The sequence below is a fragment of the Clostridium pasteurianum BC1 genome, from assembly GCF_000389635.1.
GTDB classification, from domain to species: Bacteria; Bacillota; Clostridia; order Clostridiales; family Clostridiaceae; genus Clostridium_I; species Clostridium_I pasteurianum_A.
The window spans coordinates 3,669,871-3,696,648 of the sequence record NC_021182.1 but is presented as its reverse complement, the minus strand read 5'-3'; the positions used below and the strand labels follow the sequence as shown (position 1 = coordinate 3,696,648).

Genomic DNA, 26,778 nt, shown 5'->3' with positions numbered 1-26,778 from the left:
TGATATCAATATAGATAAGATAATATGAAATATTTTAAACACGCAAAGTAAAAACACTTTGCGTGTTTTTTGTGAGATGAAATTATGTTAATAACCAAATAAATATTAATTTTAGAACGTATGTTTGTATTTCCATTTTATTGTTAATAATATAGTTATAAGCCAATAAAAAAGGATGGTATATAATATTCATGTCTTATATGATGAGCTAAAATCCATTATAGAAAAAACATTACATGCTATTGATAAGGACTATGAAGATGGTAAAATAGGATTAAAGGATTTAATCTAAGAAATACAGTGAAATAAAGAGAATAAAAACAAAATAGTAGCTGTGTAAATATTATTTTGTTTGGGGAGAAAACAAATGAGAATTTTACATACATCTGATTGGCATTTAGGTAAAAATTTAGAAGGTTATAGTCGTATGGATGAGCAGGAGGCTTTTCTTGATGACTTTGTAAAAATAGTTGAAAATAATAAGGTTGATTTAATAATTATTGCTGGTGATGTTTATGATAGTCCCAATCCACCAGCCAGAGCTGAAAGAATGTTTTATAATACATTAAAGAAGTTGTCCGCTAATGGAGAGCGAATAACTTTAGTTATAGCGGGTAACCACGATAATCCAGACAGATTAGTGGCAGCAGGGCCTTTAGCTAGAGATCATGGAATTATAATGGTGGGTACCCCAAAATCAGTAGTTGCCCCTGGTGAATATGGTAATAATAGTGTTATTAATTCCGGAGAAGGTTTTATTGAGGTTGAAATAAAGGGCGAAAAAGCTGTAATCCTTACAGTGCCATATCCAAGTGAAAAAAGGCTGAATGAAGTTTTATATGGTGCAATGGATGAGGAAGAAGAAAGATTAAAATCTTATAGTGATAGGATAAAAACTTTATTTGAAACTCTGAGTAAGAACTACAGAGAAGATACTGTAAATATAGCAGTGTCACATTTATTTGCCATGGGAAGTGAAGAGTCAGGATCGGAGAGAAGCATCCAGCTTGGAGGAAGTTTTATTGTAGATGGAAGCTGTTTTCCTAAGAAGGCCCAGTACATTGCGTTGGGGCATGTTCACAAACCACAGATAGTACCAGGTACAGACAAAAGGGCAAGATATGCAGGATCACCAATACATTACAATAAGAAGGAAATTAATTTTAAAAAGAAATGCTTTATTGTAGATGTAAAAGCAGGTGAAGACTGCAATATTGAAGAAGTGGAATTTAAAGTGTATAAGCCTATAGAAATTTGGAAATGTGAAGGCATTGAAGAGGCAATTGATAAATGTGAGGAAAATAGAGAAAAAGATTGTTGGGTTTACTTAGAAATAACAACGGATAGATACATAAGGGAAGATGAAATAAAGCTAATGAAAAATGCAAAAAAAGATATTCTGGAAATTGTACCTAAGATAGTAGGAGAAATTAGCGTGGATATAGATGTAAACAGTTTTTCAGAAAAATCCTTTGAAGATATTTTTAAAGAATTTTATTTAAAGGAAAGGAAAGTTGAGCCACAACCAGAGGTTATAGATTTATTGTTATCTATTATAAAGGAAGGAGGAGAAGAAGATGAGACCAATTAAACTTAAAATAAAAGGTTTAAATAGTTTTATAGATAGTCAGGATGTGAACTTTGAAAAATTAACTGATAAAGGACTATTTGGTATATTTGGTCCTACTGGAAGTGGTAAATCTACAATACTGGATGGTATTACTTTGGCATTATATGGAGAAGTGGCAAGAAAAAGTTCAAACTACATGAATACAAATTGTGATACTTTGAATGTAAGTTTTCAGTTTCAGATCTCATCAAAAGAAATAAAAAGATATAGAGTAGATAGGGAATTTAAGCGAGATCATAAAACAGGAAGTATAAGGAGTAAGTCAGCTAAAATAATAGATATAACTGAGGAAAATGAAATAATTTTGGAAGAAGGCGCTAAGACTGTAACCGGAAAATGCGAAGAGATAATTGGACTAAAACTAGAGGATTTTACAAGGACTGTAGTTTTGCCTCAGGGAAAGTTTAGTGAATTTCTAAAATTAGAGGGAAAAGATAGAAGAAACATGTTGGAAAGATTATTTAACCTTCAAAAATACGGAGATAATCTATCGATTAAGTTGAACAATAACACTAAGGAAGAAAAGGAGAAAGCAAGCATCCTTGAAGGTGAGCTAAAGGGATATGAAGATATTAGTGATAAAATTCTGGAAGAAAAGACAAAGGATTTATCAGTAAAAAAAGAACAATGTGATAAATGTGAAATAGAATTAAAAAGTTCTGAAGAGGCTCTTAATAAAGGCAAAGAATTATGGGATATTCAAAATGAATTAAAAGAGCAATTACATAGAGAAAATAAACTTAAAGAAAAGGCAGGGGAAATAGATGAAAGCCAAAGAAAGGTTGCCTTAGGAGAAAGTGCTTTAAAGGTTAAGCCTTATATTGATAATTATGAAAATGCTTTAGTTCAAATAAAGGCTGTAGACAGCGAACTGGTGAATTTAAAAAATAAAGTGGAAGCTATAAAGGAGAATAAAGCAAAGCTGGAGTCTTTATTAGAAACAGCTAAAAATAAAAAAGATAAGGAACTGCCTTTATTGAATGTAAAAGAGCAGAAAGTTGCAGATGCAATAGAGGAAAAGAACATATTAGATGCCATAAAACAGGAAAAAAATTTATTGGAAAAGAAAATTATCAATACAGAGGAAAATCTGCGAAATACAAATGACAGGATAGAAAAAAATGAAGTAGACATTAATGAGGGTAATACTAATATTACTATTAAAGAGGATAGGGTAGAAACTTTAAAAATTTCTGAAGAATATAAGGAAAAGGTTAATGAAGGCATAGTAATTTTAAATAGTTATAGGAATTTAGTAAAACAAAAAAATAATTTATCTGTGAATATAAAAACTACATTGGCAAATGCTGAGAAAGCTCAAAATAAAAGTGAAAAGTTATTAAAAGAACTTGAACATAGAGAAAAGATATTGATTAGTTATAATGAAGAATTAAAGCAGCTAGTAGAAGCTTGCCCCGGGGATCAGAATACGCTATTAATTCTTCAGGAAAAGCTATCCTCTTTAAGAGATAAGTGGAATAAGTTTAGGGAATATAGTGCTTATATAAGTAAAAGTAAAGAAACTATTGAAAAATTTAAAGAAGAGTTAAATAGTAAAAAGGAAGAAAAAGTATTTTTAGAAAAAGAAATTAACGAAATAAATAATAGTATAAAGAAGCTTGAAACTGAAAATTTGGCACATATATTAAGAGAATCATTACTAGAAGGTGAGCCATGTCCTGTATGCGGTTCAAAGGATCATCATAAAGCTGGAATTAAAATTTTGGATTCAAGTAATTTAGGACAGTTAAAAATAGATTTAAGTAGTGGAGAAGAGAAATATAAGCTGTTAACTGAAGGGACCATAAAGCTGGAAACTACTATTAAAGGTGAAGAGAGAAATATAAAGGAAAGGGAACTTAAAATTAGTGAATTAGGTGAGGATTTCAAGGCGGCTTCTGTGGATATACTTGAAAATGAATTTGATAGATTAAAAGATAACATAAATATATTTAATACTAAAAAGACTGATTTAGATAAGAAAATTAAAGCTTTAAGTGAGGAAAAAAGTACCCTAAGTATTGAATATGGTAAAGAAAATACAAGATTAATTGAAAATAGAGGGCAATCAGGAAAACTACAAGAGGATTTAAAGCTAATAGATGGAGAATTACAAAAGACAAATGAAAAATTATCAGCATTAAAACTTGAATTAGCCATTGAAGATTTTGAGAATAAGAGCCAGGAGATTTTTCGAAAAGAAAAGGAAAAGGCTGCTTTAGAAAAGGAGATAAAAGTTTTAAGGGACAGTTTAAAGGATAAATTATTGCAAAAAGAGGCCTTCAGTAAGGCTTTAGGAATTTTAAGAGAGGACTTAAGAGGTAAGAAAACTACTCTTATTGAAAAAGATAAAAATATAGAAGAAAAAGAAAAATCTATAAAAAATAAAGTTGGAGCTGTAGAAGATTTACATTCGCTTATGGAAGAAATAGCTCAGTATATAAAAGAGATAAAAGAAGGATATGAAAGAGCAGAAAAGGCTAAAAATGAAATAGAAATACAGTACAATCAATGTAATAGTGATATAATTTCTACTCAAAGTAAGTTATCAAGCTTAAAAGAAAGAAGTATAAATGACGGGGCAGAGCTTGAAAGTGCCTTGCTTGAAGAAGGTATTGAGAATATAGATGAAGCTAAAAATAACTTTATAATTAAAGAAGAAATTAATAAATTAAAGCTGGAAATAGAAAAGTATAAGGACTCCCTTGCTAAACTTACTGGTACCATAGAAAGTCTTAAAGAGAAAATGAATAATAGAAGTCTAACGGAAGAACAATGGATTGAAATACAAAATGTGAAGAACGAGAAAGCCCAAATATTAAAAGATTTAGAGGAAAATAAAATAAAATTAGAAACAGAAGTTAAAGCCATAGGTGAAAGATTAGAAGAGAAAAAGAAGCTTTTAAAAAATAAAGAGAAATTAGACTATAAATTAGGTCTTTTAGATGACCTGGATAAACTATTCAAGGGGAAAAAGTTTGTGGAATTTGTGGCGGCAAATCAGCTAAAATATGTATCTATTGAAGCTTGTAAGCGCCTAAAGGAGATTACAGGGGGAAACTACGGCTTAGAAGTTGATGAAAATGGTAAATTCCTCATTAGAGATTATAAAAATGGAGGTGCACAAAGGGATGTATCCACTTTATCAGGTGGAGAAACCTTTGTTACATCTTTAGCTTTAGCATTGGCATTATCTGCTCAAATACAATTAAAGGGCACAGCTCCTTTAGAATTATTTTTCTTAGATGAAGGCTTTGGAACTCTTGATGATAATTTGCTGGAAGTAGTAATGGATTCCCTAGAGAAAATTCATAATGATAAATTATCCATAGGCATAATAAGTCATGTTGAATCAATAAAGAATAGAGTACCGGTAAAACTTATAGTAACAGCTGCAGAAGCTGGAATGGGTGGTAGTAAGGTTAGGATAGAGAGAAGTTAGTGTTATATTATGAAAAGCAAAAATTTTTATTTATTTTTCACTAGGGTAATAAACGGTAAATATATTTTCAAGCATTACGTAAAATTCTTTAAAACAAAAAGGATAGTTTTGGGAATTATTATGATAAAATGGTAATAAGGTATGGGTTTTGTTAGATAAATAATTTGGAAATAGGGATAGGAGACTGGTGCGATATGGTTATTGAAGTGGTTTCTCCATCTACGGCCTCACTGGATTATGTAAAAAAATTAAATTTATACGAGAAGTATGGGATAAAGGAATATTGGATAGTAAATAACAAAAATAATAATATTTTTGTTTACAAATTAGATGAAATCAAACAATATTCAGAAGTACAGGTATATAATATTAATGATAAAATCAAAGTAGGGATTTTTGATAATCTAGTTATAGATTTAAAAGAAATATAATAATCACATAATTTTTTAATTATAATAAAACTATAGTATCAAGGCAATAGTGACCTTAGTGCTATAGTTTTATGAAATTTTTTATTTATTGTACTTAAATTATTACTTTACAGCTAAAAGATTAATGTATAAAATTACTTAAGTTCACCTTCCAAAAATCCTATTGTGTAATCAAGCACTTCATTTTCAAAGGGTTTGCTGGTAAAATTATGATTAGCTTCATTTATACTGTGGAGTACTCCACGGGTCTCATAAATTTCTAAATATTTTTCTGAAATTTTAAAAGGAACAGATTTATCTTCAGTACCATGTATTAATAATACATTTTTGTCATAAGGAATAGATTTACCAAATACATCTAAGCTAAGTACATCATCTACAAAATTTATGCCTACTAGATATCCATCCAAATCGTAGTAGCCTATTTTTCGCATTCCTTCAACTTCTGCTTCAGTTTTCTCACCTACAACTATTTGCGCCATATTTCCAGCAGGAGCCCATAGGCAGAGGGTATTAATATCATCTTTGCAATCTCCCGCAAGCATACTTGCTATTGCACCTCCCATACTAAAGCCTAAAATGCCTATTCTATTTGTATCAACGAAATCAAGGGATTTAGCGTAACCTAGAATTAATTTAGCATCATCCAGTTCATTAGAGAGTGTCATATCAACAAAATTTCCATCACTTTCACCGCTACCTATGAAGTCAAATCTAAGGGAAGCAATACCTTTATCTGCCAGAAGTCTTGATAATCTTACAAACATAAAATGAGGGCCAAGCTTATTACCGGTAAAACCGTGAAGCATACAAACTATAGGGATTTTACCTTCAACTTTTTCTGGAGTATGTAGCATTCCCCTTAGAGTTAACTCTTTATTTTTAATTTCTACTGACTTTTGCACTAAAAATACCTCCATATGTGTTTTATAGTATTATTATATTATACTATTTATTTATTATATTAACCTATTTTTATTGGTTAAGATTTGTAAAGTTATGTAAAATTAAATATAAAAATCCCTATGAATCAATATAGATTTAATTTCATAGGGATTTTTGATTGAGATATCAATGAATCTTACTTAGTGGGAGTTTGTATCCCCACTAAGTTTAGATGAATTATCCAGGAACGTGTCGCTGTTATCTCCACATCGTAGAAGGTGAAGTGTTACAGAGACTAGTTATCGGATAAATGTTATTTTATATTTCTCAGATTAGGCATATGAAAATAAATAGACTAGCATACTGACTGGTTATTTATTTGAATACGCCTTAATATAATTAGCCTAATTTACGCCATCTGGCTTCCATTATAGGGGGAATGTACATGTTCATTTTTTTAATTAACTCTGAGGGGTTCTCTGAAATGGAGAATAGACTCATATTTGATTCCTTCATAAAGCCTTCAGTGCAGGTATTTTGCAGCATATTTACAAGGGGATCAAAAAAATGACATATATTTAATAGACCGATAGGTTTTTGATGAATACCGATTCTGGCCCAGCTGAGCATTTCAAATAATTCTTCAAAAGTGCCAAGGCCACCTGGAAGAGCGATAAAGCCGTCAGAAAGATCAGCCATAGTCTGTTTTCTTTCATGCATAGTTTCAACCTGAATAAGCTTAGTTAAATTTTCGCTAGCTGTTTCTACTGTGAAAAGTCCTCTAGGCATAACACCGATAGCTTTGCCATTATTTTTTAAAACCTCATTTGATACTTCTCCCATAAGTCCTATTTTTGAACCACCATACACTAATTCAATTCTGTTTTTTGCTAAGATTTTCCCAAGTAATTTAGAACTTTCTTTATATTCTGGACGTGCACCAAGGCTTGAGCCGCAATAGACGCATATTCTTTTCATAAAATACCTCCTGAGTTAATATTTTACATATAAATTTTTAAAATAATGAACATAGTATTATATTTAGTTATCATTAATCCCTTATAAACTTATTATAATTATTATGATTGTATAAGTAAATTTATTATTTATGGAAAGAACTTAAGGAGCAGATTTAGATAGATTAACTTAATAGAAAGATCTTTTGGCTGTGGCGGACACGTCTAAGCTTAATTCTGCGGAAGTATAAATGATAAATTACATGCGAATAACTTTAACAGAGTGTGATGGGAGTATTAGAGATGGTAGTCATCGGATAAATGAAAAACCGTTGGGCAAACGGGGTTAGCTTGATAATTATACTGACGTTAGTTGGTACATCCCAAGAATCACCCACCTCTAGGCTTAGAGGTGGGAGTATGTCACTTATATGTATTATTCTCCATAAGAACAGCAGTAATCAGTAACTTCTCTTACTACTAATTTAAAGCTTGAATTAGCTGGTACTTCAAAGGATTGTCCTGCCGTGAAAGTTATCCATTGGGTATTATTAGGCAGAAGTACATCAAGATTGCCTGCTGTAATCTCCATTAGTTCTTTGGCACCAGTTCCAAATTCATATTCTCCAGGCATCATGATTCCCAAAGTTTTCTTTTCGCCGTCAGCGAAGATTATGGTCCTGCTTGTTACATTTCCATCAAAATAGATATTAGCCTTTTTTACAATTGATACATTTTGAAAGTTTTCCATTAGTTCTCCTCCTGATTTTCATAAAAATGCAAATTTTATTTAGGTATTAAGTACTTTACTATCCTATAAGATTTTAATGACAGTGTTACTTATTTAGATAGTTATTTCTAAAATTCAGAGAAACAAATCATAGTCTGAAGGTAGAAATTCTTTCTGTTTATCAAGTATTGGTACTTTATAATTATATAGATATATGATAAAAATTCATAGATATATTTTTATCATATACCTATTCAAGAATACCTTTACATGATACAATTAGATTAATGATTCAGGGGAAGGTACCCATCACAAAAAACGAAGAATCATAACACTATAGCAGGGGGATGATACCCATGATAAAAAACATTTGTGTTATAGATAATAATGGAGATTCAATTTCATCAACTTATTTGAAAAGAGCTAAGCAGCTTGTGAAAAAGGGACGAGCTAAGTGGCTAAATGAAGACACAATAAAATTGATTGCTAGTAATACCTATTATGGGGAGGTTAAGCTTATGTCTATTGAAAGTAAAGAGATTCTAAATATAGATTTAATACAAGCTTTTATTGAGAAAATAATTAATGAGAATTCTGTATCCGAGAAGGCTATAGATGAGATTAGTAAGTTATCTAATGAAGACTTGAAAGCTGCAAAGATTTTACAAGTGGTTGAAAGTCATGATAGAGCAAAAACTGAAATTGCAGCAGCTTTTGCAAGTCAGCTAAATAAGTAGTAGTTATAACCCAGCATATTCTAAAAATATGCTGGGTTTTTTAAGTATTTCTAGTTTTAATAACTTCTTAATGAGAAAGGTACATAGATTTGTATAAATCAAATGCGTGAACAGTCCACTATCAATGAATCTTACTGAGTGTGAGTTTGTTTTTTTCACTCAGTTTAGATGAATTATCTAGGGACGTGCCGCTGTTATCTCCCACTTAAAGAAAAGCAGAGAACAAAAATCTTCGATTTTCTGTGAATCGCTTTCGCAGAGTGTGGTGGGAGTGTTACAGCGCTAGTCATCAGATAAATTTATTTTTAAAACTCTTAAAACTCTTTCTACAGTTTTCTCAATAAGTATTCCACTGTTCTCCATAGCTTTATCAAGAGACATAGGGCTGTCTACTATGGAAAAAATACTGTCAAACCCTTTTTCATAAAGGGATTCTGCGTTTTTACCTATTCCACCTGCAATAGCTATAACTGGAAGGTTATATTTTTTTGCAATTTTTGCAACCCCAAAGGGAGTTTTACCAAAGGCAGTTTGAAAATCTATCATGCCTTCACCAGTAATGACTATATCAGCATCTTGAATTTTTTCTTCCAGTCTGGTTATGTCTATTACTATGTCTATACCTCTTTTTATTTTTGCATTGAAAAAGGCCAGAAGTCCAGCTCCAAGGCCGCCGGCAGCACCAGCACCGGGGGTGTTTATGATATCCATAGATAAATCCTTTTTTATAATATCAGCATAATTAGCCAAATTTCTATCTAAAGTTTCTATCATTTCTTTATCAGCACCTTTTTGAGGACCGAATACATTGGAAGCACCTTCTGGTCCGCAAAGAGGATTATCTACATCACAGGCGGCTGTTATATTACTTTCTTTTATTCTTGGATCCATATTGGATATGTCTATAGAAGCTAGCTTATCAAGATTTCCTCCACCTTCACCAATGTCATTGCCATTTATATCAAGAAATTTTACTCCTAATGCTTTAGCTACTCCAAGCCCACCATCATTGGTAGCACTTCCGCCAAGGCCTATGATTATATTCCTGCAGCCTCTATCCAGTGCATCCTTTACAAGTTGTCCTGTACCATATGTAGTAGTCTTTAAAGGATTTTTCTCATCATCAGAAATGAGTGGGAGACCAGAAGCAGCAGCCATTTCTATTATGGCAGTTTTACCATCTCCAAGAATACCATAGAAGGCATTCACTTCCTTTAAAGCAGGACCTGTTACTTTTATATTTATAATTTTACCAGCGGTACTGTCTATTAGGGATTGAACAGTTCCTTCGCCGCCATCTGCCATAGGTATTTTTTCAACAACTGAATCTTTGAAAACTCTTTTTACTCCCTTTTCCATATTATTTGATACTTGAAGAGCTGTAAGACTTCCTTTATATGAGTCAGGTGCAATTACAATTTTCATATTTTCGCTTCCTCTCATGATATATTCAATTTAATTATAGCAGTGAAATAGTATTTGATAAACAGAGTTCTTGGTATCAAGTTAAGTTTTTGTTTATGACCTCTGATGTTTACTAGCGGAGTCCTTAGTACAGGTTTATGATACGTATTAAAGCTAAATTAGACAAGTAATATTTTATTTCATTACTAGCTGCTGCAATACCCAATCGCTTTTTCATTTTAAAAGCTTTTAGGAATTGGGTTAAGAATAATCAATGAGTTGTTGATTACTTGCCTAATTGAATTAAGATGATAAAGTCTAAATAATATTTTATTTGCAATTTAAAACGTTTACTTAAGCCTGCTAAATATAATTTGTAAGGATTAGGTATCTAGTTTTTTATATTTTTTATAGTCCCTACTTCAAATTCTTTATTTGTGGCTTCTATATTTTGAACTTTTAAAATAGTTTCTGCTGTTTCTGAACTAGTAATTTTAACAGCAGAGTTTGCTTGGAATTTTTGATTTCTTTTGCTTAAATAGCTTACTAGCATTGGACAAAGTAGTGCGGTTATTATTACAGAGGCAGATACTTGAACTGTTGCAGTGCTGGCAAAGGGAGCAAAAGTTTTATCTATAGCTGCTAATGCCATAGGAGTAGCTGATGCAATTCCAGCTGTAGTTCCTATAGCGGCTCCAACAGCCCTTTTACCATGGAATATTCCATATATGAAATAACCACCAAGCCCTGTAAATACAAGCGTAGCTATACCTAGTATGATTCCTGGAACACCAGCATTAAGTATAGTTTGAAGATTAAGAGATGCACCGATAGAAAAACCTAAAAATGGTATCAGCATGTGACCATGACTTAATAATTCTCTCCAATCTGGATCCAGGTTTCCCAGTATAAAGCCAACTATAACTGGAATTAAAACGGCGACAAAGGACATAAGGGGAATACTTGCAAAGCCAGAGGCACCTAAAATGAGCATGGTAAAAAGTGGTCCATTGTTCAGGGCTATTACAGATACTGCACCTACATCTGTATCATCTCCATTTTCACTGGATAAAACAGCAAATAATGAACTGTTAGAGTTTGTCATAGCTGGAATTATAGCTAAAAGACTTAATCCAAAAATGCCAGAATTGCCAAATAGTTTTCCTATTAGCAGGCCAATACAGGCACCTATAAGTATTTTTGTTATTGTGAGAACTGCACCTTTTGCAAGAGCTATTTTTGCCTTTTTTATGTCAATTTGTGAACCAGCACAGAGCATAAAAAGTGCCAGAAATGCTGTGGTTGAACTCTTAAAAAGAGCTGTTGTAAAACCTCCAATTTTTAATGCATCAGGGAAGAAGGTATTAAGCAGAATACCAATAATTGCAGGAGCTAGAAGGACACCACCAGGCAATTTTTTCATAGTTTGCATTATTTTCATAAAATTTCCCCCTAAAAAATTTTTAATAGTATTATTTTGATTATTTATAAAATTCATATTACTAAACAGCTATTAATGTTATATATAGAAATGTTATTGAGCTATTTGCAATTAAAATTTATATAACATAGAGTTTTTGTTTATATTTAGATCAGTACTAATTAATAATGTATAATAAGTTTTGCAGCTATAAGAAAAGCAAAAATTGTCATATTCGTGTTAACGTTTACTCAAAAACACAATTAACTAATTATACATTTAATTCTCTAGTAAGAATACCACATTCTATTATGATCATGAAAATGACAAATATATTCCACAATGAAGATGCTCTAATTTAACATTTACAAAACTAGAGTATTTTTATATATAATAAATATCAATGAATCTTACTCAGTGGTAGTTTGTATTTCCACTGAGTTTAGATGAATTATCCAGGGACGTGCCGGTGTTATTTCTACATTTAGAAAAGCAGAGAACCAAAATCTTAGATTTTGTGTAAATCGCTTTCACAGAGTGCGGTGGAGTGTCACAGCGGCTAGTCATCGGATAAATGCATCTAACATTGTGGAGAGTAAAATTAAGGGCGGAATATTATCTTTATAGCTGTATCATCTTTATCTGCCAGATCAAAGCCTTCCTTAATATCTTTAAGTTTAAGTTCATTTGTAATAAGTGATTTAATATCTACAAGTCCCTGTTGTACAGGTCTTAAAGTGTCAGGTGTCCATACATATCTGTGATGCCATGTATGATGAACAAGACAAGTATTAATGAATTCCAATCCATCATCATGCCATCTGCTAATATCTAAAGTTACAGGCTGTGTTACCCAACTGTACAATACAAATTTACCATTATGTTTAATAATACTACTTGCCACATTAAAAGATTCTTCACTTCCGGCAGCCTCTACTACAACATCAGCTCCAATGCCATTTGTAAGTTCATCTACAATTTGTTTTACATTTTCCTTTTTTAAATTTATAGTTATATCAGCTCCAAGTTTTTTTGCCAGTTCTAATTTTCCATCTAAAACGTCTACTACAATTACTTTGAAGGCTCCCTTTTTCTTTGCACATTGGGCGATAATCTGACCAGCAAAGCCACCGCCCATTATAACTACGGTGTCCCCTAACTGTACACCAGCATTAAGTCCGGAATACATTGCACAGGAAATTGGTTCTCCAAGACTTGCAATATCCATATCCAGTCCCTCAGGAACAGGCTGAAGCTGCCAGGTAGGAGTCTTAAAATAATCAGCATAATTATTGTTCCAGCCAAAGGCAATAACTTTATCACCAACTTTATAATCTGTAACTCTGCTGCCTGCTTCTACTATTACACCACCACTTTCATGACCCAGTTCAAAGGGAAATTTAGGCTCTTTTCTGAATTCGGCAGTTTTTTTAGGCATAAAACCTCTGTAAAAGTTTTTATCAGAACCACATATTCCAATAAGGTGATTTTTAACTATGACTTCGTCTTCACCACAGACTAATTCTTTCTCCACTAGATCGATATCATAAGGTCCTTTTAATAAAGCTGCTCTTGTTATAACGCTCATTTTTTATTTCTCCTCTCAAAAATTAAATTTTTTATACGTATTTATATTAAAGCAAAATGTGTGCCAAAAGTTTTATATTTGTTATTTAATCAATGAATATAAGTAATTTAACTTATGGAATAGAATATTTTATGGTAGGCGTAATTAAAAAAATAAATTTTTCATATAAGATAATTGTAATGCAATTTACAAAAATTCTATTGAAAAAGAATTGAATAATGTTGTATTATTGCAACAGATAGATGTTGCTTACGCAACATATAAAACGTTTACAAAACGAAGAGGCTGAAGGAGGAGTAAATCTATGATCAATATAGTTTTTGTTGTTCCATACCCTGAAATGGAGAAAGATGTAAGGGAAGTATTTGATAATCATCCTAAAAGGAATATGCTCTATGAGAATATTTCTGTAGTACAGGCTGAAGAGATAACAGTAAATGAATTAGAGGGTGATATTGTAATTGCAAGAGGTTTGACTTTTAATAAAATAGAAAAATACAAACCACAAATGCCAAAAATTGAATTATCCATAAGTACATTAGATATAATAAATGCATTAAAAAAGTGTAGAGATAAGTATAAACCTAAAAAAATTGCGTTTATAGGTGAGCACGAGTCCATATCTGAGGCAGAGCCATTTTTTGATTTACTGGGTTGTGATACAGAAGTTTACAGTGAGAAGTATGCAGAAAATATTCCTTCAGTTTTTCAAATTGCCAAGAAAAATTGCTGTGATGCCTTTGTAGGAGGTTACTCAGTGTACAGATTTGCAAAATTCAAAAATGAAAAATGTGTATTAGTAAAAACTGGAAAAGAGGCTATTTTAAGAGCTATTAATGAGGCAATAAGAACCTATGAGATTTTAAAAAGCAGTAGAATATCTAAAATCATTATAGAGCATTCAAAAGAAAGTATTCTGTATGTAGGTAAAGATTTTAAAATAAGTTTAATGAATCCAGAAGCTCAAAGTTATCTTGAAAAGATTTATAAGAGAAAAAATTTTTATGATAGGCATATTAAAGATGTATTTCCTTTTATGTATCATAATATTAAAAATATATTTTTAAAGCAAAAGGAAATAAATAATGATCTTCATAAAATTGAGACTATGAATATAACTGCTACATATATACCAATAGTTATTGGTGATGAAGTTACTGGAGTGGTGATAAATTTTACTAGTGTTGAAAAGGTTCAACAGGATGAAATTCAGATTAGAAAGAAACTAAGTACAAAAGGTCTTTATGCTAAATATAATTTTGATAATATCATATATAAAAGTAAATTAATGTATAGAACTATTGAGCAGGCTAAGAAAATAGCACAAGTTTCATCAAATGTCCTTATTATCGGTGAAACTGGAACTGGTAAAGAACTTTTTGCTCAAAGCATACATAATGCCAGTCCACGTAAGAATGGTCCTTTTGTGGCAATAAACTGTGCATCACTGCCAGAAAACTTAATAGAGAGTGAATTGTTTGGGTATACTAGTGGAGCTTTTACCAATGCAGTTGCTGGAGGTAAAGCAGGTCTTATGGAATTAGCTCATAATGGCACACTGTTTCTAGATGAGATTTCAGAGGTACCAATAGCATTCCAAAGCAAGCTACTTAGAGTTTTGCAGGAGCATGAAGTCAGAAGAATTGGAGATGATAAGACAATTTCGGTTAACGTAAGAATAATATCTGCATTAAATAGAAATATATATAAATTAGTAGAGGAAGGGGTTTTCCGTAAAGATCTGCTGTATAGATTAGATGTTCTGAGATTGCATATTCCATCACTTAATTCTAGAGCTGAGGATACATTGGAGTTATTTATGCACTATATTAGTATTTTTAACGATAGAGTAGGAAGTAAGATAACTTCTGTAACACCAAGTGCTGTAAGACTTTTAGAAAATTACAAATTTGAAGGTAATGTACGTGAATTAAAAAATATAGTAGAAAGAGTATGTGTTTTAAGTAGTTCGGACACTATTAATTATTCTGATATGTACAATTCTCTTTATAGTAAGGATATTGATAGTAATCATATTTTTACAGGTAATAATATGTCGAATAAAATATTAAAAAATTCTGAGAAAGAAATTATTGAACAAGCTTTGATAAAGACTAAGTTTAATAAGAAAAAGGCAGCTGAGCTTCTTGAAATTGATCGTACAACCCTCTGGAGGAAAATGAAAAAAATGGATATAAAATAAAAGACTAATATGATATTTTAATAATAAAATAATATAAAAATTATTAAAATATCATAATTTTATTGATTTATAAATAAAATTATGATAAATTATTATTATAGATTAATAAATATATAAAAAATAGATTGAGAAACATAAAAATAAATAATATTAAGATTAAAATCTTTATTAAAATAATATATAAATCTATAGCTGATTGCGAAACTAAGAATTAAAAAAAGTAAATACGTAGCCAAATACAAATATTATTTAAAAAATTTAAATTCAGCTATTAAAGATTTTATTGAAAAAACATTATTTTTACTATCAATTTTAAAGCTAATTATTAAGGATATCAATTGAGTTATACCTGCTATAAATAATTCAGCTTTTAATGAATCACTTTTGTTTATTTTTAAGGTCGATAGACCTAATGGATTTTTAAGTGTATTGTTTGTTCTTTCAGTTACAGTTCTGATTTTGTACAAATTGTTCCATTCTTCAGAATCTCTTGGGATCGGACAATTTAACCTATAATCTTTATTTATTGTTGGATGATATATTCTTCCACAAGGAGAAGGTGTACAGGGGTTTGTGCAAGTTAGATTATATTTGGTTTTACCATTTACTTTAATTTTTTTAGATTTTGGGCATAGCCATTTAACTCTCATGGAACGTCCTTTTTCTCTAGTAATGCCATCAAACTTCATTGGAAGTTCCGGATCCTTCGGACACAATGGAGTTCCGTCAGAAGTGAAACCGCTAGGTTGTGGTAAATTAGATGAATTACGAGGATTAAGGCAGATTATTGGAGCTATACTACAATCTTTAATTAAGTATTTATAGTTATCATCACAATCATAGGCACTATCACCAAGAAAATAATTGTATTTGAAATCTTTATGCTGATTGAGGAAGCGTTTCATTATAGGAATTAAAGTTTTTGAATCATAATGATCTTTAGCATCTTCAGCAGTGTTATTGTTTTGAAAATCCATTATTTGAGTATCGTTGAAATCAATGTGTCTTATAATTCCTAATCCGTTTACAAGAGTAGTTGCTTTAAGGGCATAACAAAAATGCCCATTAATATATGATAATTTGATTTCAGAATTTGCATAAGTTTCTTTGGGCATTTTACTATAAGCATACTTATGAGGAATAACATTCGAATCTATTTTCTTCTTCATTGATTTACCCACACGCAAAAGAGATTCGAAAAATTTAGGATTATTTTCCTTAACGTAGGCTTCAATGCCTGTAGTATCAGCAATTATAATCTTTGACAATGTAGAATTTAATTGTTGACAAATAGGTTCAGTAATATGAACTAAATGATTAAAAAAATTATGAAAATGATTAATGAAATCATTTTTAAATCTAGAAAATTGAGATTCATGTGGAACTTTAAAAAATCTGCAAAGAGTTCTTAATTCGCTAGAAAGATTTAAAATATTTAAAAAGGTTTTTGTTTCAGATAAACCAAGTATTTTCTGAAGGATTAATGCGGTTAGCATTGATGAAAGAGAATAATATCTTGGGTGACCAGTTGAAGAGTGGTAAGCATTGAAAAAGGAATGAGGAATTAATATTTCTAAATTAATATGTTCTTCAAAAAGCTTAATAAATTTAGGCTTATCTTCTTCAAAACAGTCTACGACTTCTTCATAAATGTCACAAAAATGAATTTGATTTTTTAATTTGATCATAAGGAATACCTCCATTTTTATATTATTTGGCGATAATATATATATTCGACATGGGGTGGGGGAAATCCTTTTTGATATAGCTTGTAAAGCCTTAAGCCCTAACGGGCGATGGGTTTTGCAAGCAGCTAATATAAATCTAGGAAAGGGGGAAAAGGATAATGAACAATTTAAAAATAATTTTTCTTGCTATTGTGTCTTTGTATATGATCTTTTTATTTCTAGGTCATAAATCTGAGTCTGAAGAACTAAACAATATTCTAAAATAATTTAAATTTTTCATTGCAGCAGGTCGGAACGCAGCTGCAATATATAAGATCTATGAAGTATGGTTATAGATTGTTTTCTGCTCTTATAACTTCATAAATTTATGGAGTTAGCTTTAAATGGGATTTGCCTATTATTGGGTAAAGCCTTTTTTGTTTTGTTTAATTATAATTTAACGATAATAATGGAATAATAACTTAATCAAATAAGAATCAGATAATTTACAAATTTAGTGTTTTTTCGTGCTAATTATATTAAATTTCTATAAAATTTATTAATGTAATAAAAAATATTGACAAATTAAAAAATAATTATATAATAATCATATAAGAATACTAAGTAATATAATCTGAACTAAATAAATCACATAAAAATACTAAGGAAAATTTTTGTGATTATGTAAACAGTAAGGGGAGAAAATAATGAACAAATTGAAGAAGCTTTTATTAGTAGGATTAACAGCAGTTTTAACTGTAGGAACAGTAGCTTGTGGATCAGCAAACAATAATTCTGGATCGAGTACAAAGGAAACAAAAAATATTACTATAGGAGTTTGTCCAGGACCTTATGGCGATATGGTTAAGAAGGCTATAACACCAGCCCTTGAAAAAAAGGGATACAAAGTGAGTATTAAAGAATTTAGTGATTATGTTCAACCTAATAAAGCTTTAGCTAATAAAGAAATAGATGCAAATTTATTTCAACATACAGCATATTTACAAAAGTTTTCTAAGGACAATAATTTAGATCTATCAGCAGTTATAAGTGTTCCAACAGCTGGTATGGGTATATTCTCAAACAAAATAAAATCAATAGATAGTTTACCAAATGGAGCTAAGGTTGCAATACCCAATGACCCTTCAAATTTAGCAAGAGCTTTAACATTGCTTAAAAATCAAGGCTTAATTAATATTAAGGATAATATAGATCAAACTAAAGCAACTCAAAATGATGTAACAGAAAATAAAAAGAATTTAAAATTTGTTCCAATAGAGGCAGCTCAGGAACCAAGAAGCTTAGATAGTGTGGATATTGCACTTATTACAGGAAACTATGCTATAGCTGCGGGAATGGACTTTTCAAAGGCTTTAGTAGTGGAAAAATTAGCAGAAAATTATAAGAATGTAATAGCAGTGAGAACAGAAGATTTAAACAAGGATTTAGGAAAAGATTTAAAATCAGCTGTAGAATCTGCAGAATTTAAAAATGCTATTGAGGATAAAAACGGGGAATTTAAGTCCTTTGATAAACCAGAGTGGTATGTAAGCAAGTACGGAACAAAATAAAATATCAATTAATCTTACTGAGTGGGAGTTTGTTTCTCCCACTTAAAGAAAAGCAGAGAACCAAAATCTTGGATTTTGTGTGAATCGCTTTCACAGAGTGCGGCGAGAGTGATACAACGGCTAGTCATCAGATAAATGAATTTTACTTAATGGGAGTTTAATGCTCCCATTAAATTTATCATATAGTTAGCCATTAATTATTTTTTATAATAAATATGAGTTTTTTCGCTGGAATATAGATGAAAAGTTGATAATTATTATATGCAAAAGTTTTTTGGGGGTGAAGGTTTTTGATAGAACTAAAAGATGTAAGTGTAGTTTTCAATGAAAAAAATACTAAAGTTGAAGCTGTTAAAGATGTTAATCTTACCATAAACAAGGGAGAAATCTTTGGTATAGTTGGTTTAAGCGGGGCAGGAAAGAGTACTTTAGTAAGAACCATAAATTTATTGCAGAAACCTAGCAGTGGTAAAGTGATAATTGATGGTGAGGATATTACAAATTTAAGTGGGGAAGCCCTTAGAAAAATTAGATTGAGGATTGGAATGATATTTCAGCATTTTAACCTAATAAGTGGTAAGACAGTTTATGAAAATGTAGAGTTTGTATTAAAAGCTAATAATTATCCTAAAAATAAGCGAGAAGAAAAGGTAAAAGAATTATTGAAGTTAGTTTCGTTGGAGGAGAAAGCTAAGGTTTATCCAGCAAATTTAAGTGGTGGTCAAAAGCAGCGTGTTGGTATTGCAAGGGCATTGGCAAATAATCCTCAAATATTATTATGTGATGAAGCGACTTCAGCTTTAGATCTAGAAAATACTGAAGAAATTTTGAATTTACTTAAAAGAATAAACGAGAAATATGGAATAACTATTGTATTTATTACTCATGAAATGGAAGTGGCAAAAAGACTCTTTCATAGAATGGCAGTAATGAGTGCAGGAAAAGTAGTTGAAGCAAATGATGTTTATACTATATTTGCAGATCCTAAAGATAGCATAACAAAATCTTTAATAAGTAAAAACTTAAATATTCAACTTCCAATGGGAGTAGAAAAATTAATTCAGTTAGGAGAATTGGTAAAGCTGCATTTTAAAGGAGATAAAAGTATAGAGCCTTTAATATCACAGGTATCAAAAAATTTCAAAGTTTATATAAGTATAATTCACGGAAAGATTGATTATATAAACAACAAACCTCTTGGTATTTTACTTGTAAATATTACAGGGGACAAGGAAGAGATAGCTAAAGCAAAAATATATATAAAAGAAAATGTATCTGAGATTGAAGAGAATTATCACTTGCAGGAAGAGGTGAATCCAGTTGAATAATACCATTAGTATATTACAAAGTGAATTAGGTCAGGCAATTAAAGATTCTCTTAACATGATAGTAATTGCCATGATTTTATCTATTGTTATAGGTGGACTCATAGGTTTAATATTGTATTTAACTTCTAATTCATTATTTTTTAAGAATAAGATTGTCAATTCTATTGCAGGTATTATTGTAAATATAATTCGTTCATTACCTTTTGTAATTTTGTTAGTTCTATTAATACCAATAACTAAAATCATGGTTGGTACAAGTATAGGGCCACGGGCAGCAGCTGTACCACTCTCAATTGCCTCAATTGCTTTTTTTGCTAGACTGGCAGAGGGAGCTTTTAATGAAGTAGACAGGGGCGTTTTAGAGGCGGCTGTTGCTTCTGGAGCAAAACTCAGACTAATATTAACGGATGTGCTTATAGTAGAAGCGCTGCCAAGTCTCATAAGAGGTATAACAGTAACTCTGGTAAGCTTGATTAGTTTTTCTGCCATGGCAGGAATTGTAGGAGGCGGCGGTATAGGAGATTTGGCTATTAGATATGGTTATTATAGATACGAAACTGGAGTAATGATAGTTACAGTAATTATACTTGTGGTTGTAGTTCAGGCTATACAATTTATAGGAGACGGATTGGCAAGGATATCTTCAAAGAGATAATTTTTAACATTCATAATCTAAATAATTTTTAAGACGAACATTATTTTATTATATTTGTTTATCAATGAATTTTACTCAGTGAGAGGTTTGTACTCTCACTGAGCTTAAATGAATTATCCAGTTATGTGTCGCTGTTATCGGATAAAATATACATAATAAAATTAATAATAGCGAATAAGTAATGTTAAATGAATTGTATGTAAAATTAAAGTTTATAAAAAGAAGGTATGTTTATGAATTATAATGATTTGTTTCATATTATAGACGACAAAAATAGAATAAAGCTTGGCAAAGACATAGAGGACAAATATTTAAGTGATGCTTTGAACAGAAATAAAGGTGAGGCAGATGTATTGGTTTTTCCTATAAATACTGATGAAGTAAGCAGTATAATGAAATTTGCTTATGAAAACAACATAGCGGTGACCCCTAGAGGCGCTGGTACGGGACTAGTAGGAGCAACTATTCCAACTAAAGGTGGCATTATATTAGATGTGTCTTTAATGAAGAATATATTAGAATTAGATGAAAATACCCTTACTGTAACAGTAGAACCAGGAATACTTCTTACAGAGCTGCAAAAATTTGTTGAAGAAAAAGGACTTTTTTATCCTCCAGATCCAGGTGAAAAAAATGCTTCTATAGGTGGAAATATAAGCACTAATGCTGGTGGAATGAGAGCAGTAAAGTATGGAGTCACCAGAGATTATGTTATGGGCTTAGAGGTGGTTTTAGCTGATGGAAGTATATTAAATCTTGGTGGAAAGATTATAAAAAATAGTTCTGGTCTTGACATAAAGGACTTAATTATAGGTTCAGAAGGTACACTTGGAATTATAACTAAAGCTATTTTGAAGCTTATACCAAAGCCTCAGAAAAGTGTAAGTGCGCTTATTCCTTTTAATTCCCTAGAAGAAGGCATAGATACCGTTATTAAAATAATAAAAAAGAATGCAAATCCTACGGCAATTGAGTTTATGGAGAAGGATGTTATTGAAAATGCAGAGAATTTTTTAAAGCTGAAGTTTCCCTGCAACTATGGACAAGCATATTTATTATTAACCTTTGATGGAGACGAAACTTTTGAAATAGAGAGCAACTACAATAAGGTAAAAGAAGTAGCTTTAGAAAATAATGCTTTGGATTTTATTTTACTTGATAAAAAGGAAGACATAGAGAGAACTTGGAAGATAAGAGGAGCTCTTGTGACTGCAGTAGAAGCTGTGTCTGAGCAGGAACCTATAGATATTGTAGTACCGATAGATAAATCAGCAGATTTTATTAATTATACTAAAGTGGCAGAAAAAGAATTTGGCATTAAGATAAGTAGTTTTGGACATGCCGGTGATGGAAATGTACATTTATGCGTCATACGAAATGGCATGGAGGAAAGTCAGTGGAATGAGAAATCTAAATTGCTGCTGCAAGCCCTTTATAGAAAGGGAAAAGAACTTAATGGACTACCCTCTGGAGAGCATGGCATAGGACTTAATAAAAGATCATATTTCATTGATGTAACGGATGAAATTAATGTAGAATATATGATGAGAATCAAAAAAGCCTTTGATGACAAGGGTATTTTGAATGCCGGTAAGTCCTATTCAGAGTAACGAGGATAGTTGTAACTTCAAAGAATATCTTAACTTTGTGTAAAGTGAATTGTAAGAAGTATAAAAGAATGTATCGAGTTTGTGAAATAAGAGAGTGTAAAATAATCTGTGTAAACTCCATGAGAGTATGTAATTATTCTTGTTAGGGGTGTGAACAGATTATTTTACATTATTCAGCTTACATAAGAGAACCATATTTATCCGTGTCATATTTTAATAATACTTGAGTTAAATGTTCAGCATGCCCCTTCTCTTCACTAGCTATTAGATAGAATACATGTCTTATATCCTGCTGATGGAATTCTACTAAATGCTGCTCATATAGAATTGCGGCTTCAAATTCACCTAGGCAATTAAATAAAGTATAATCATACAAATAGATCCAATTATTAATGAAGCTATCACTATATCAACACCAAAATGATTTTTTATTTCCATATTACTTATCACCTCATACGTTTTTATCTATAAATTTTCGTTAATGAAATAGACCTATTTATCAAAAGTAATAACATAGGAATCTATATTTTCATTTCTAGTAGCAGAAAATTTTATCATATTTTTAGCATCTATTGACTTTTCCAGGATATAAGGTCTTCCAGAAGTGAAAGATAAGGAATCACCTGTATTGTTCCATATTATATTGGATATATATGGGCATTTTATTATTTCTTTTGTAGCGCCAGTCTTTATATCAATAATTTTAAGAGTACTCTGAATATTGTTAAGATCAACAGGGGCTTGTTCTGTATTACTGCTATTAGCAGTATTTTTAGAATTATCTTGTTCTATATAGGCAGCTTTAGTTCCATCTGGTGATATTACAAAATTGTTTGGACCATAGTCAGGAAGATCGATGTTTCTTAGTAATTGTCCATTTTCGTCTAATATGATTGTTCCAAAAGTTCTATCGTATATTCCAGGAGATTTTTCACCGTGGTCAACATAATTGTCCATTGCAATTGTGTGCCCTTGTTTTGATGCATGTAATGAGTTTTTGTTACTAAATAGATCTTTGATTTCTTTAGTCTTTATGTCCATAGACTGTAAATCAACATTTATAGGCTTATCTTCTAATTCAGTATAATATATTTTTCCTTCCACAATATCACCTGAATCTTTTATATCAGCACCTACTGTCCAAGCACTATCATTTCCCTTTACAGGATAATCACCTGATGCATATACTTTTCCATCTATACCAATTATCTGCCAGCCAGTAAAAAAGCTTGCCCAAACTTTATCATTACTTATCCATTTGAATTCACCATTGGAGTGATCTGGAATCAAAGTAGTAATTTGTCCTGTGAATAAGTTAAGAACTTTTAATCCGTGATATAAGCTGCCTCTTTGTTGAGCTTTTTTTGTTTCTTCAGGAGTTTCTTTTGAAACGTAGACTGGTCCCATATAAAGAGCATATTTTTTGTCAGGCGATAGACCGTAAAAATTTGATATGTTAACATCTTTAAAGTCTTTTTTATTTTTTGTATTTAAATTATAAATACTGCAATAATAGTTTTCATTAGTAGGAATAACAGTTTTCTTAGGTACATCCTTAGTAGTTAAAGTTAATACTTCATTATCGTTAATTAATCCAGCAATATTTGTCTTATCATATTTATCTACTTGAAAACCTGATGTATTTACCTTTTTAGCTGGTTTGTAATTCATAAGTTTTATATTATTTTCAGCTTTAGCAGATTCAATATGTTTTAATATATCGGTATTTTTTAAAACTATAGTGCCAGATGTTATTATAATTCCGGCTAATACAATAAATGAAATGATTTTTTTCTTGCTCATTACTTTGCCTCCCTTTTTATCAATGAATCTTACTGAGTGGGAGTTTGTTTTCACACTCAGTTTAGATGAATTATCTAGGGACGTGACGCTGCTATCTCTCACTTAAGGAAAGTGGGGGTGTTACAGCGGCTAGTCATCAGATAAATCATCTTTTAAAGAATGAACAATTCTATTTATTAAAAGATGACTGTTTAAGAATAGCAAGTTTTTTTCACAGAATTATAAATATATGTCACAATTTTGTAAACTTATTGTTTTACATATTAATTTATAAGGATAATATAGTTAAAATTTGTTCATAGTATTTGAAATTTACAATGGTAAACTAATGGAAAAGCTTGTACCTTTACTTAAAGTTGAATTTACTTTTATAGTGCCTTTTTGCTTTTTAACTAGGTTTTCAACTAATGCTAAACCTAAGCCAGTTCCTCCTGTCTTACTGCTTCTATGGGGTTCTACTCTATAAAAGGGTTCAAATATTTTATCTAAATGTTCTTCTGACATGCCTATACCAGTATCTGTAACATTTATTTGAAGTGTATCTTCATTTTTCTGGCAGGAGAGCTTTATACTGCCGCCAGATTTATTATATTTTATAGCGTTGTCTATTAAATTTATAATTATATGTCTAAGATTATCTGGATCTGCTGTAATGTTTATGTCATCCACTTTGTAGTCTAAAGTTAATTTGTTCTTCTTTATTTTACCAGACATTCTAAGGCAAATTTGTTCTATTAGATCTTTTATATTTATTTCCTTTTTCTCTATTTCAAAATCATATCTTTCTAGAGCGGATAATTTTAAAATTTTATCAACCATGCTAGTGAGACGGTCACATTCCTTTGATATACTCTCAGTACCATTGCCAATTAAAGATATATCATTACTATACATACCCATTACATCTGCATAAGCTTTTATTGCAGTTATAGGAGTTTTGAATTCATGAGTTACGTTGCCTATGAACTCTTTTTGTTCTTTATCCATTTTTTGCAGCTTTTTTACTGCCCTACTTAAAATGTTTTTTTCAACTTCTAATTCTTTAATATTTTTTTCAATGGTATTGCTCATATATATTAGACCTTTACTCAATTCTCCCAGTTCATCTCTTCTGCGAAGTGGCTCTATGTTATTGAAATTTCCATTTTCAATGTTTTTAACTGAATTTCTCATAGTGTATATATCCTTAGTGAAATTAGATAAATAAAAGAAGCCTAATATTATTCCGATAATTAAAGAAAGAGAACCTGTACCATAGAACATCAGCTTAATATTGTTGTAAAAATTATTACTTTCCTTAGTGGAATATTGGAGTTCTAGAATTGCTGCCGTATTATTTTTATATTTAATAGGAGAATAAAAATATAGCACATTGTCATCACGTTTATAAGATATTTTACCTTCTATGGCATATTTAATCATGATATCTTTTTCATTATTTTCGTTTAATTTACCATCTGGTTTAAAACCAGAAAGAAGGTTCCCATTTGTATCATATATACTGGCAGGTATAGTTCTGAGCCAAGGCTTATTGAAAAGAGTTGCTCTTACTAATTCAAATTTACCATTATTTTTACTGCTATCTGCATTAAAGTTTTCATCCAAATACTGCTCAAAAATGTCCTTTTGATTTAATAAAATGTTTTCAGCTTCTTTATTTTGATAGATTTTTATACCATTTAGCACTAGAAAACTTGAGAGAGTTATAACAATTAACAAAAGTAGGGCTATGAAGGATACCAGTTTAAATTTAATTCCTATTTTCATTAAATTTATTCACTCCTCTATAGCCTGTACCGTGAACTGTCTGTATTAAATTTTGATAATCAGTACCTAATTTTTTTCGTATTCTCTGTATATGTGTGTCCACAGTCCTTGTGCCTCCAAAGTATTCAGTTTTCCAGACTAAATCTAAAAGTTGATCTCTGGAATAGACCATATTGGGATTCGAAAGCAGCAGGTAAAGTAAATCAAATTCTATAGAAGTTAATTCAAGAAGACAGTTATCTATAATAACAGTTCTTTCATTTAGGTTTATTGTAAGATTTTTAATATTAATTATATTTTCTTTTTCACTTGTGTTTTTATTTAATCTCCTTGAAAGGGATTTAACCCTTGCAATGACCTCACGTATGTCAAAGGGTTTTGTTAGGTAGTCGTCTGCACCCAGCTCTAACCCAAGAAGCTTGTCTACAATGTCGCTTTTAGCTGTAAGCATAATAATGCCAATATTTTTTTCTTCTAACTTTTTGCATATATCATAGCCATTTATTTCAGGGAGCATTAAATCTAAAATTAATATATTGGGATTAAAGCTATCAACTTTATGTAATGCTTCTTTACCGTTGTAAGCGGTATCTATTAAGTAGCCTTCTCGTTTTAATGCATAAGCTAATACGTCTAATATGTTTTTTTCGTCGTCTACTATGAGTATCTTATCTTGCAAAACTAAATCCCCCTTTTGATTTTTCTAAGGTATATGAAAGAAATAGCAAGTTAAACTTGCCTAAATATATTATTCATATTAGCACATAATTGTAAAGAAATTCAACGAGCTAGTTTTAATGGTACAAGGATTTTATACATAGCGATTTTAATCATATTAAGTAATAGATTTAAATTATAAATATAAGTTGTAATTAAAATTGTAAATTTAATTAATAGCAGTTAAATAGACTAGATATTTTATAATGAATATAATTTATTGCAACATATATA

20 protein-coding genes are annotated in these 26,778 nt (G+C 30.7%); 9 read left to right on the top strand and 11 right to left on the bottom strand.

Annotated elements, in window-relative coordinates; all coding sequences use genetic code 11:
• The first annotated feature begins 367 nt into the window (after positions 1 to 367).
• From CLOPA_RS17390 to CLOPA_RS17380, 3 genes are all read left to right on the top strand, one after another.
• Complete coding sequence (locus tag CLOPA_RS17390; RefSeq protein ID WP_015616742.1) at positions 368 to 1,591, top strand: exonuclease SbcCD subunit D; 1,224 nt, start codon at positions 368 to 370, stop codon at positions 1,589 to 1,591.
• A complete protein-coding gene (locus CLOPA_RS17385) occupies positions 1,578 to 5,072 on the top strand; it encodes an SbcC/MukB-like Walker B domain-containing protein (protein WP_015616741.1) in 3,495 nt (1,164 codons plus the stop codon). The genes CLOPA_RS17390 and CLOPA_RS17385 overlap by 14 nt, the downstream gene beginning before the upstream one ends.
• Positions 5,073 to 5,266: 194 nt before the next feature.
• A complete protein-coding gene (locus CLOPA_RS17380; RefSeq protein WP_242834218.1) occupies positions 5,267 to 5,503 on the top strand; it encodes a Uma2 family endonuclease in 237 nt (78 codons plus the stop codon).
• A gap of 134 nt (positions 5,504 to 5,637) precedes the next feature.
• On the opposite strand, the gene CLOPA_RS17375 is transcribed toward CLOPA_RS17380, so the two are convergent.
• The 3 genes from CLOPA_RS17375 to CLOPA_RS17365 all read right to left on the bottom strand — a co-directional run bounded on the left by CLOPA_RS17375 (position 5,638) and on the right by CLOPA_RS17365 (position 8,095).
• Positions 5,638 to 6,408: an alpha/beta hydrolase gene (locus tag CLOPA_RS17375; protein ID WP_015616740.1), complete on the bottom strand. Its 771-nt coding sequence runs from the start codon at positions 6,406 to 6,408 to the stop codon at positions 5,638 to 5,640.
• A gap of 379 nt (positions 6,409 to 6,787) precedes the next feature.
• Positions 6,788 to 7,366: a TIGR00730 family Rossman fold protein gene (locus CLOPA_RS17370; protein WP_015616739.1), complete on the bottom strand. Its 579-nt coding sequence runs from the start codon at positions 7,364 to 7,366 to the stop codon at positions 6,788 to 6,790.
• A 414-nt stretch (positions 7,367 to 7,780) separates the two neighbouring features.
• Positions 7,781 to 8,095 carry a pyrimidine/purine nucleoside phosphorylase gene (locus CLOPA_RS17365; protein WP_015616738.1) on the bottom strand — a complete coding sequence of 105 codons (315 nt, stop codon included), beginning with the start codon at positions 8,093 to 8,095 and terminating at the stop codon, positions 7,781 to 7,783.
• Positions 8,096 to 8,430: 335 nt separating this feature from the next.
• On the opposite strand from CLOPA_RS17365, the gene CLOPA_RS17360 reads away from it, so the two are divergent.
• Complete coding sequence (locus CLOPA_RS17360) at positions 8,431 to 8,811, top strand: hypothetical protein (RefSeq protein WP_015616737.1); 381 nt, start codon at positions 8,431 to 8,433, stop codon at positions 8,809 to 8,811.
• Positions 8,812 to 9,093: 282 nt separating this feature from the next.
• On the opposite strand, the gene CLOPA_RS17355 is transcribed toward CLOPA_RS17360, so the two are convergent.
• From CLOPA_RS17355 to CLOPA_RS17345, 3 genes are all read right to left on the bottom strand, one after another.
• Positions 9,094 to 10,236 (bottom strand): glycerate kinase, encoded by a 1,143-nt coding sequence (locus CLOPA_RS17355; RefSeq protein ID WP_015616736.1) that lies wholly within the window; start codon positions 10,234 to 10,236, stop codon positions 9,094 to 9,096.
• A gap of 370 nt (positions 10,237 to 10,606) precedes the next feature.
• Positions 10,607 to 11,656, bottom strand: a complete 1,050-nt coding sequence (locus tag CLOPA_RS17350; protein ID WP_015616735.1) for a 2-keto-3-deoxygluconate permease — start codon at positions 11,654 to 11,656, stop codon at positions 10,607 to 10,609.
• Between the two features lie 580 nt (positions 11,657 to 12,236).
• Positions 12,237 to 13,223, bottom strand: coding sequence for a zinc-dependent alcohol dehydrogenase (locus tag CLOPA_RS17345; RefSeq protein ID WP_015616734.1), 987 nt, complete (start codon positions 13,221 to 13,223; stop codon positions 12,237 to 12,239).
• A gap of 304 nt (positions 13,224 to 13,527) precedes the next feature.
• On the opposite strand from CLOPA_RS17345, the gene CLOPA_RS17340 reads away from it, so the two are divergent.
• A complete protein-coding gene (locus tag CLOPA_RS17340) occupies positions 13,528 to 15,426 on the top strand; it encodes a sigma-54-dependent Fis family transcriptional regulator (RefSeq protein ID WP_015616733.1) in 1,899 nt (632 codons plus the stop codon).
• 245 nt (positions 15,427 to 15,671) lie between these two features.
• Here CLOPA_RS17340 and CLOPA_RS17335 read toward each other — a convergent pair whose 3' ends face one another.
• On the bottom strand, positions 15,672 to 17,114 hold the full coding sequence (locus CLOPA_RS17335) for a transposase (protein ID WP_015616732.1): 1,443 nt from the start codon (positions 17,112 to 17,114) through the stop codon (positions 15,672 to 15,674).
• 686 nt (positions 17,115 to 17,800) lie between these two features.
• Between CLOPA_RS17335 and CLOPA_RS17330 the strand changes: the two genes are divergently transcribed.
• The 4 genes from CLOPA_RS17330 (at position 17,801) to CLOPA_RS17315 (ending at position 22,257) form a co-directional block, all read left to right on the top strand.
• Complete coding sequence (locus CLOPA_RS17330; protein ID WP_015616731.1) at positions 17,801 to 18,664, top strand: MetQ/NlpA family ABC transporter substrate-binding protein; 864 nt, start codon at positions 17,801 to 17,803, stop codon at positions 18,662 to 18,664.
• 290 nt (positions 18,665 to 18,954) lie between these two features.
• The gene (locus tag CLOPA_RS17325; protein WP_015616730.1) at positions 18,955 to 19,992 is read left to right on the top strand and encodes a methionine ABC transporter ATP-binding protein; all 1,038 of its coding nucleotides are present in this window, start codon (positions 18,955 to 18,957) and stop codon (positions 19,990 to 19,992) included.
• Complete coding sequence (locus CLOPA_RS17320; protein ID WP_015616729.1) at positions 19,985 to 20,647, top strand: methionine ABC transporter permease; 663 nt, start codon at positions 19,985 to 19,987, stop codon at positions 20,645 to 20,647. Before CLOPA_RS17325 ends, CLOPA_RS17320 begins: the two co-directional genes overlap by 8 nt.
• A gap of 233 nt (positions 20,648 to 20,880) precedes the next feature.
• Positions 20,881 to 22,257 (top strand): FAD-binding oxidoreductase, encoded by a 1,377-nt coding sequence (locus CLOPA_RS17315; protein ID WP_015616728.1) that lies wholly within the window; start codon positions 20,881 to 20,883, stop codon positions 22,255 to 22,257.
• Positions 22,258 to 22,435: 178 nt separating this feature from the next.
• Here CLOPA_RS17315 and CLOPA_RS24520 read toward each other — a convergent pair whose 3' ends face one another.
• The 4 genes from CLOPA_RS24520 to CLOPA_RS17300 all read right to left on the bottom strand — a co-directional run bounded on the left by CLOPA_RS24520 (position 22,436) and on the right by CLOPA_RS17300 (position 26,506).
• Positions 22,436 to 22,633 (bottom strand): hypothetical protein, encoded by a 198-nt coding sequence (locus CLOPA_RS24520; RefSeq protein ID WP_242834217.1) that lies wholly within the window; start codon positions 22,631 to 22,633, stop codon positions 22,436 to 22,438.
• Between the two features lie 116 nt (positions 22,634 to 22,749).
• A complete protein-coding gene (locus CLOPA_RS17310; protein ID WP_015616726.1) occupies positions 22,750 to 24,060 on the bottom strand; it encodes a hypothetical protein in 1,311 nt (436 codons plus the stop codon).
• Positions 24,061 to 24,372: 312 nt separating this feature from the next.
• Positions 24,373 to 25,827, bottom strand: coding sequence for a sensor histidine kinase (locus tag CLOPA_RS17305; protein ID WP_015616725.1), 1,455 nt, complete (start codon positions 25,825 to 25,827; stop codon positions 24,373 to 24,375).
• Complete coding sequence (locus CLOPA_RS17300; RefSeq protein ID WP_015616724.1) at positions 25,811 to 26,506, bottom strand: response regulator transcription factor; 696 nt, start codon at positions 26,504 to 26,506, stop codon at positions 25,811 to 25,813. The genes CLOPA_RS17305 and CLOPA_RS17300 overlap by 17 nt, the downstream gene beginning before the upstream one ends.
• Between the last annotated feature and the right edge of the window lie 272 nt (positions 26,507 to 26,778).

What these genes read in the sequence shown, in the direction of transcription:
- CLOPA_RS17315 (WP_015616728.1), top strand. Translation starts at nt 20,881, where the DNA reads ATGAATTATAATGATTTGTTTCATATTATAGACGACAAAAATAGAATA.
- CLOPA_RS17355 (WP_015616736.1), bottom strand. Translation starts at nt 10,236, where the DNA reads ATGAAAATTGTAATTGCACCTGACTCATATAAAGGAAGTCTTACAGCT.
- CLOPA_RS17390 (WP_015616742.1), top strand. Translation starts at nt 368, where the DNA reads ATGAGAATTTTACATACATCTGATTGGCATTTAGGTAAAAATTTAGAA.
- CLOPA_RS17385 (WP_015616741.1), top strand. Translation starts at nt 1,578, where the DNA reads ATGAGACCAATTAAACTTAAAATAAAAGGTTTAAATAGTTTTATAGAT.
- CLOPA_RS17365 (WP_015616738.1), bottom strand. Translation starts at nt 8,095, where the DNA reads ATGGAAAACTTTCAAAATGTATCAATTGTAAAAAAGGCTAATATCTAT.
- CLOPA_RS17330 (WP_015616731.1), top strand. Translation starts at nt 17,801, where the DNA reads ATGAACAAATTGAAGAAGCTTTTATTAGTAGGATTAACAGCAGTTTTA.
- CLOPA_RS17360 (WP_015616737.1), top strand. Translation starts at nt 8,431, where the DNA reads ATGATAAAAAACATTTGTGTTATAGATAATAATGGAGATTCAATTTCA.
- CLOPA_RS17345 (WP_015616734.1), bottom strand. Translation starts at nt 13,223, where the DNA reads ATGAGCGTTATAACAAGAGCAGCTTTATTAAAAGGACCTTATGATATC.
- CLOPA_RS17335 (WP_015616732.1), bottom strand. Translation starts at nt 17,114, where the DNA reads ATGATCAAATTAAAAAATCAAATTCATTTTTGTGACATTTATGAAGAA.
- CLOPA_RS17370 (WP_015616739.1), bottom strand. Translation starts at nt 7,366, where the DNA reads ATGAAAAGAATATGCGTCTATTGCGGCTCAAGCCTTGGTGCACGTCCA.
- CLOPA_RS17310 (WP_015616726.1), bottom strand. Translation starts at nt 24,060, where the DNA reads ATGAGCAAGAAAAAAATCATTTCATTTATTGTATTAGCCGGAATTATA.
- CLOPA_RS17340 (WP_015616733.1), top strand. Translation starts at nt 13,528, where the DNA reads ATGATCAATATAGTTTTTGTTGTTCCATACCCTGAAATGGAGAAAGAT.
- CLOPA_RS17380 (WP_242834218.1), top strand. Translation starts at nt 5,267, where the DNA reads ATGGTTATTGAAGTGGTTTCTCCATCTACGGCCTCACTGGATTATGTA.
- CLOPA_RS17350 (WP_015616735.1), bottom strand. Translation starts at nt 11,656, where the DNA reads ATGAAAATAATGCAAACTATGAAAAAATTGCCTGGTGGTGTCCTTCTA.
- CLOPA_RS17305 (WP_015616725.1), bottom strand. Translation starts at nt 25,827, where the DNA reads ATGAAAATAGGAATTAAATTTAAACTGGTATCCTTCATAGCCCTACTT.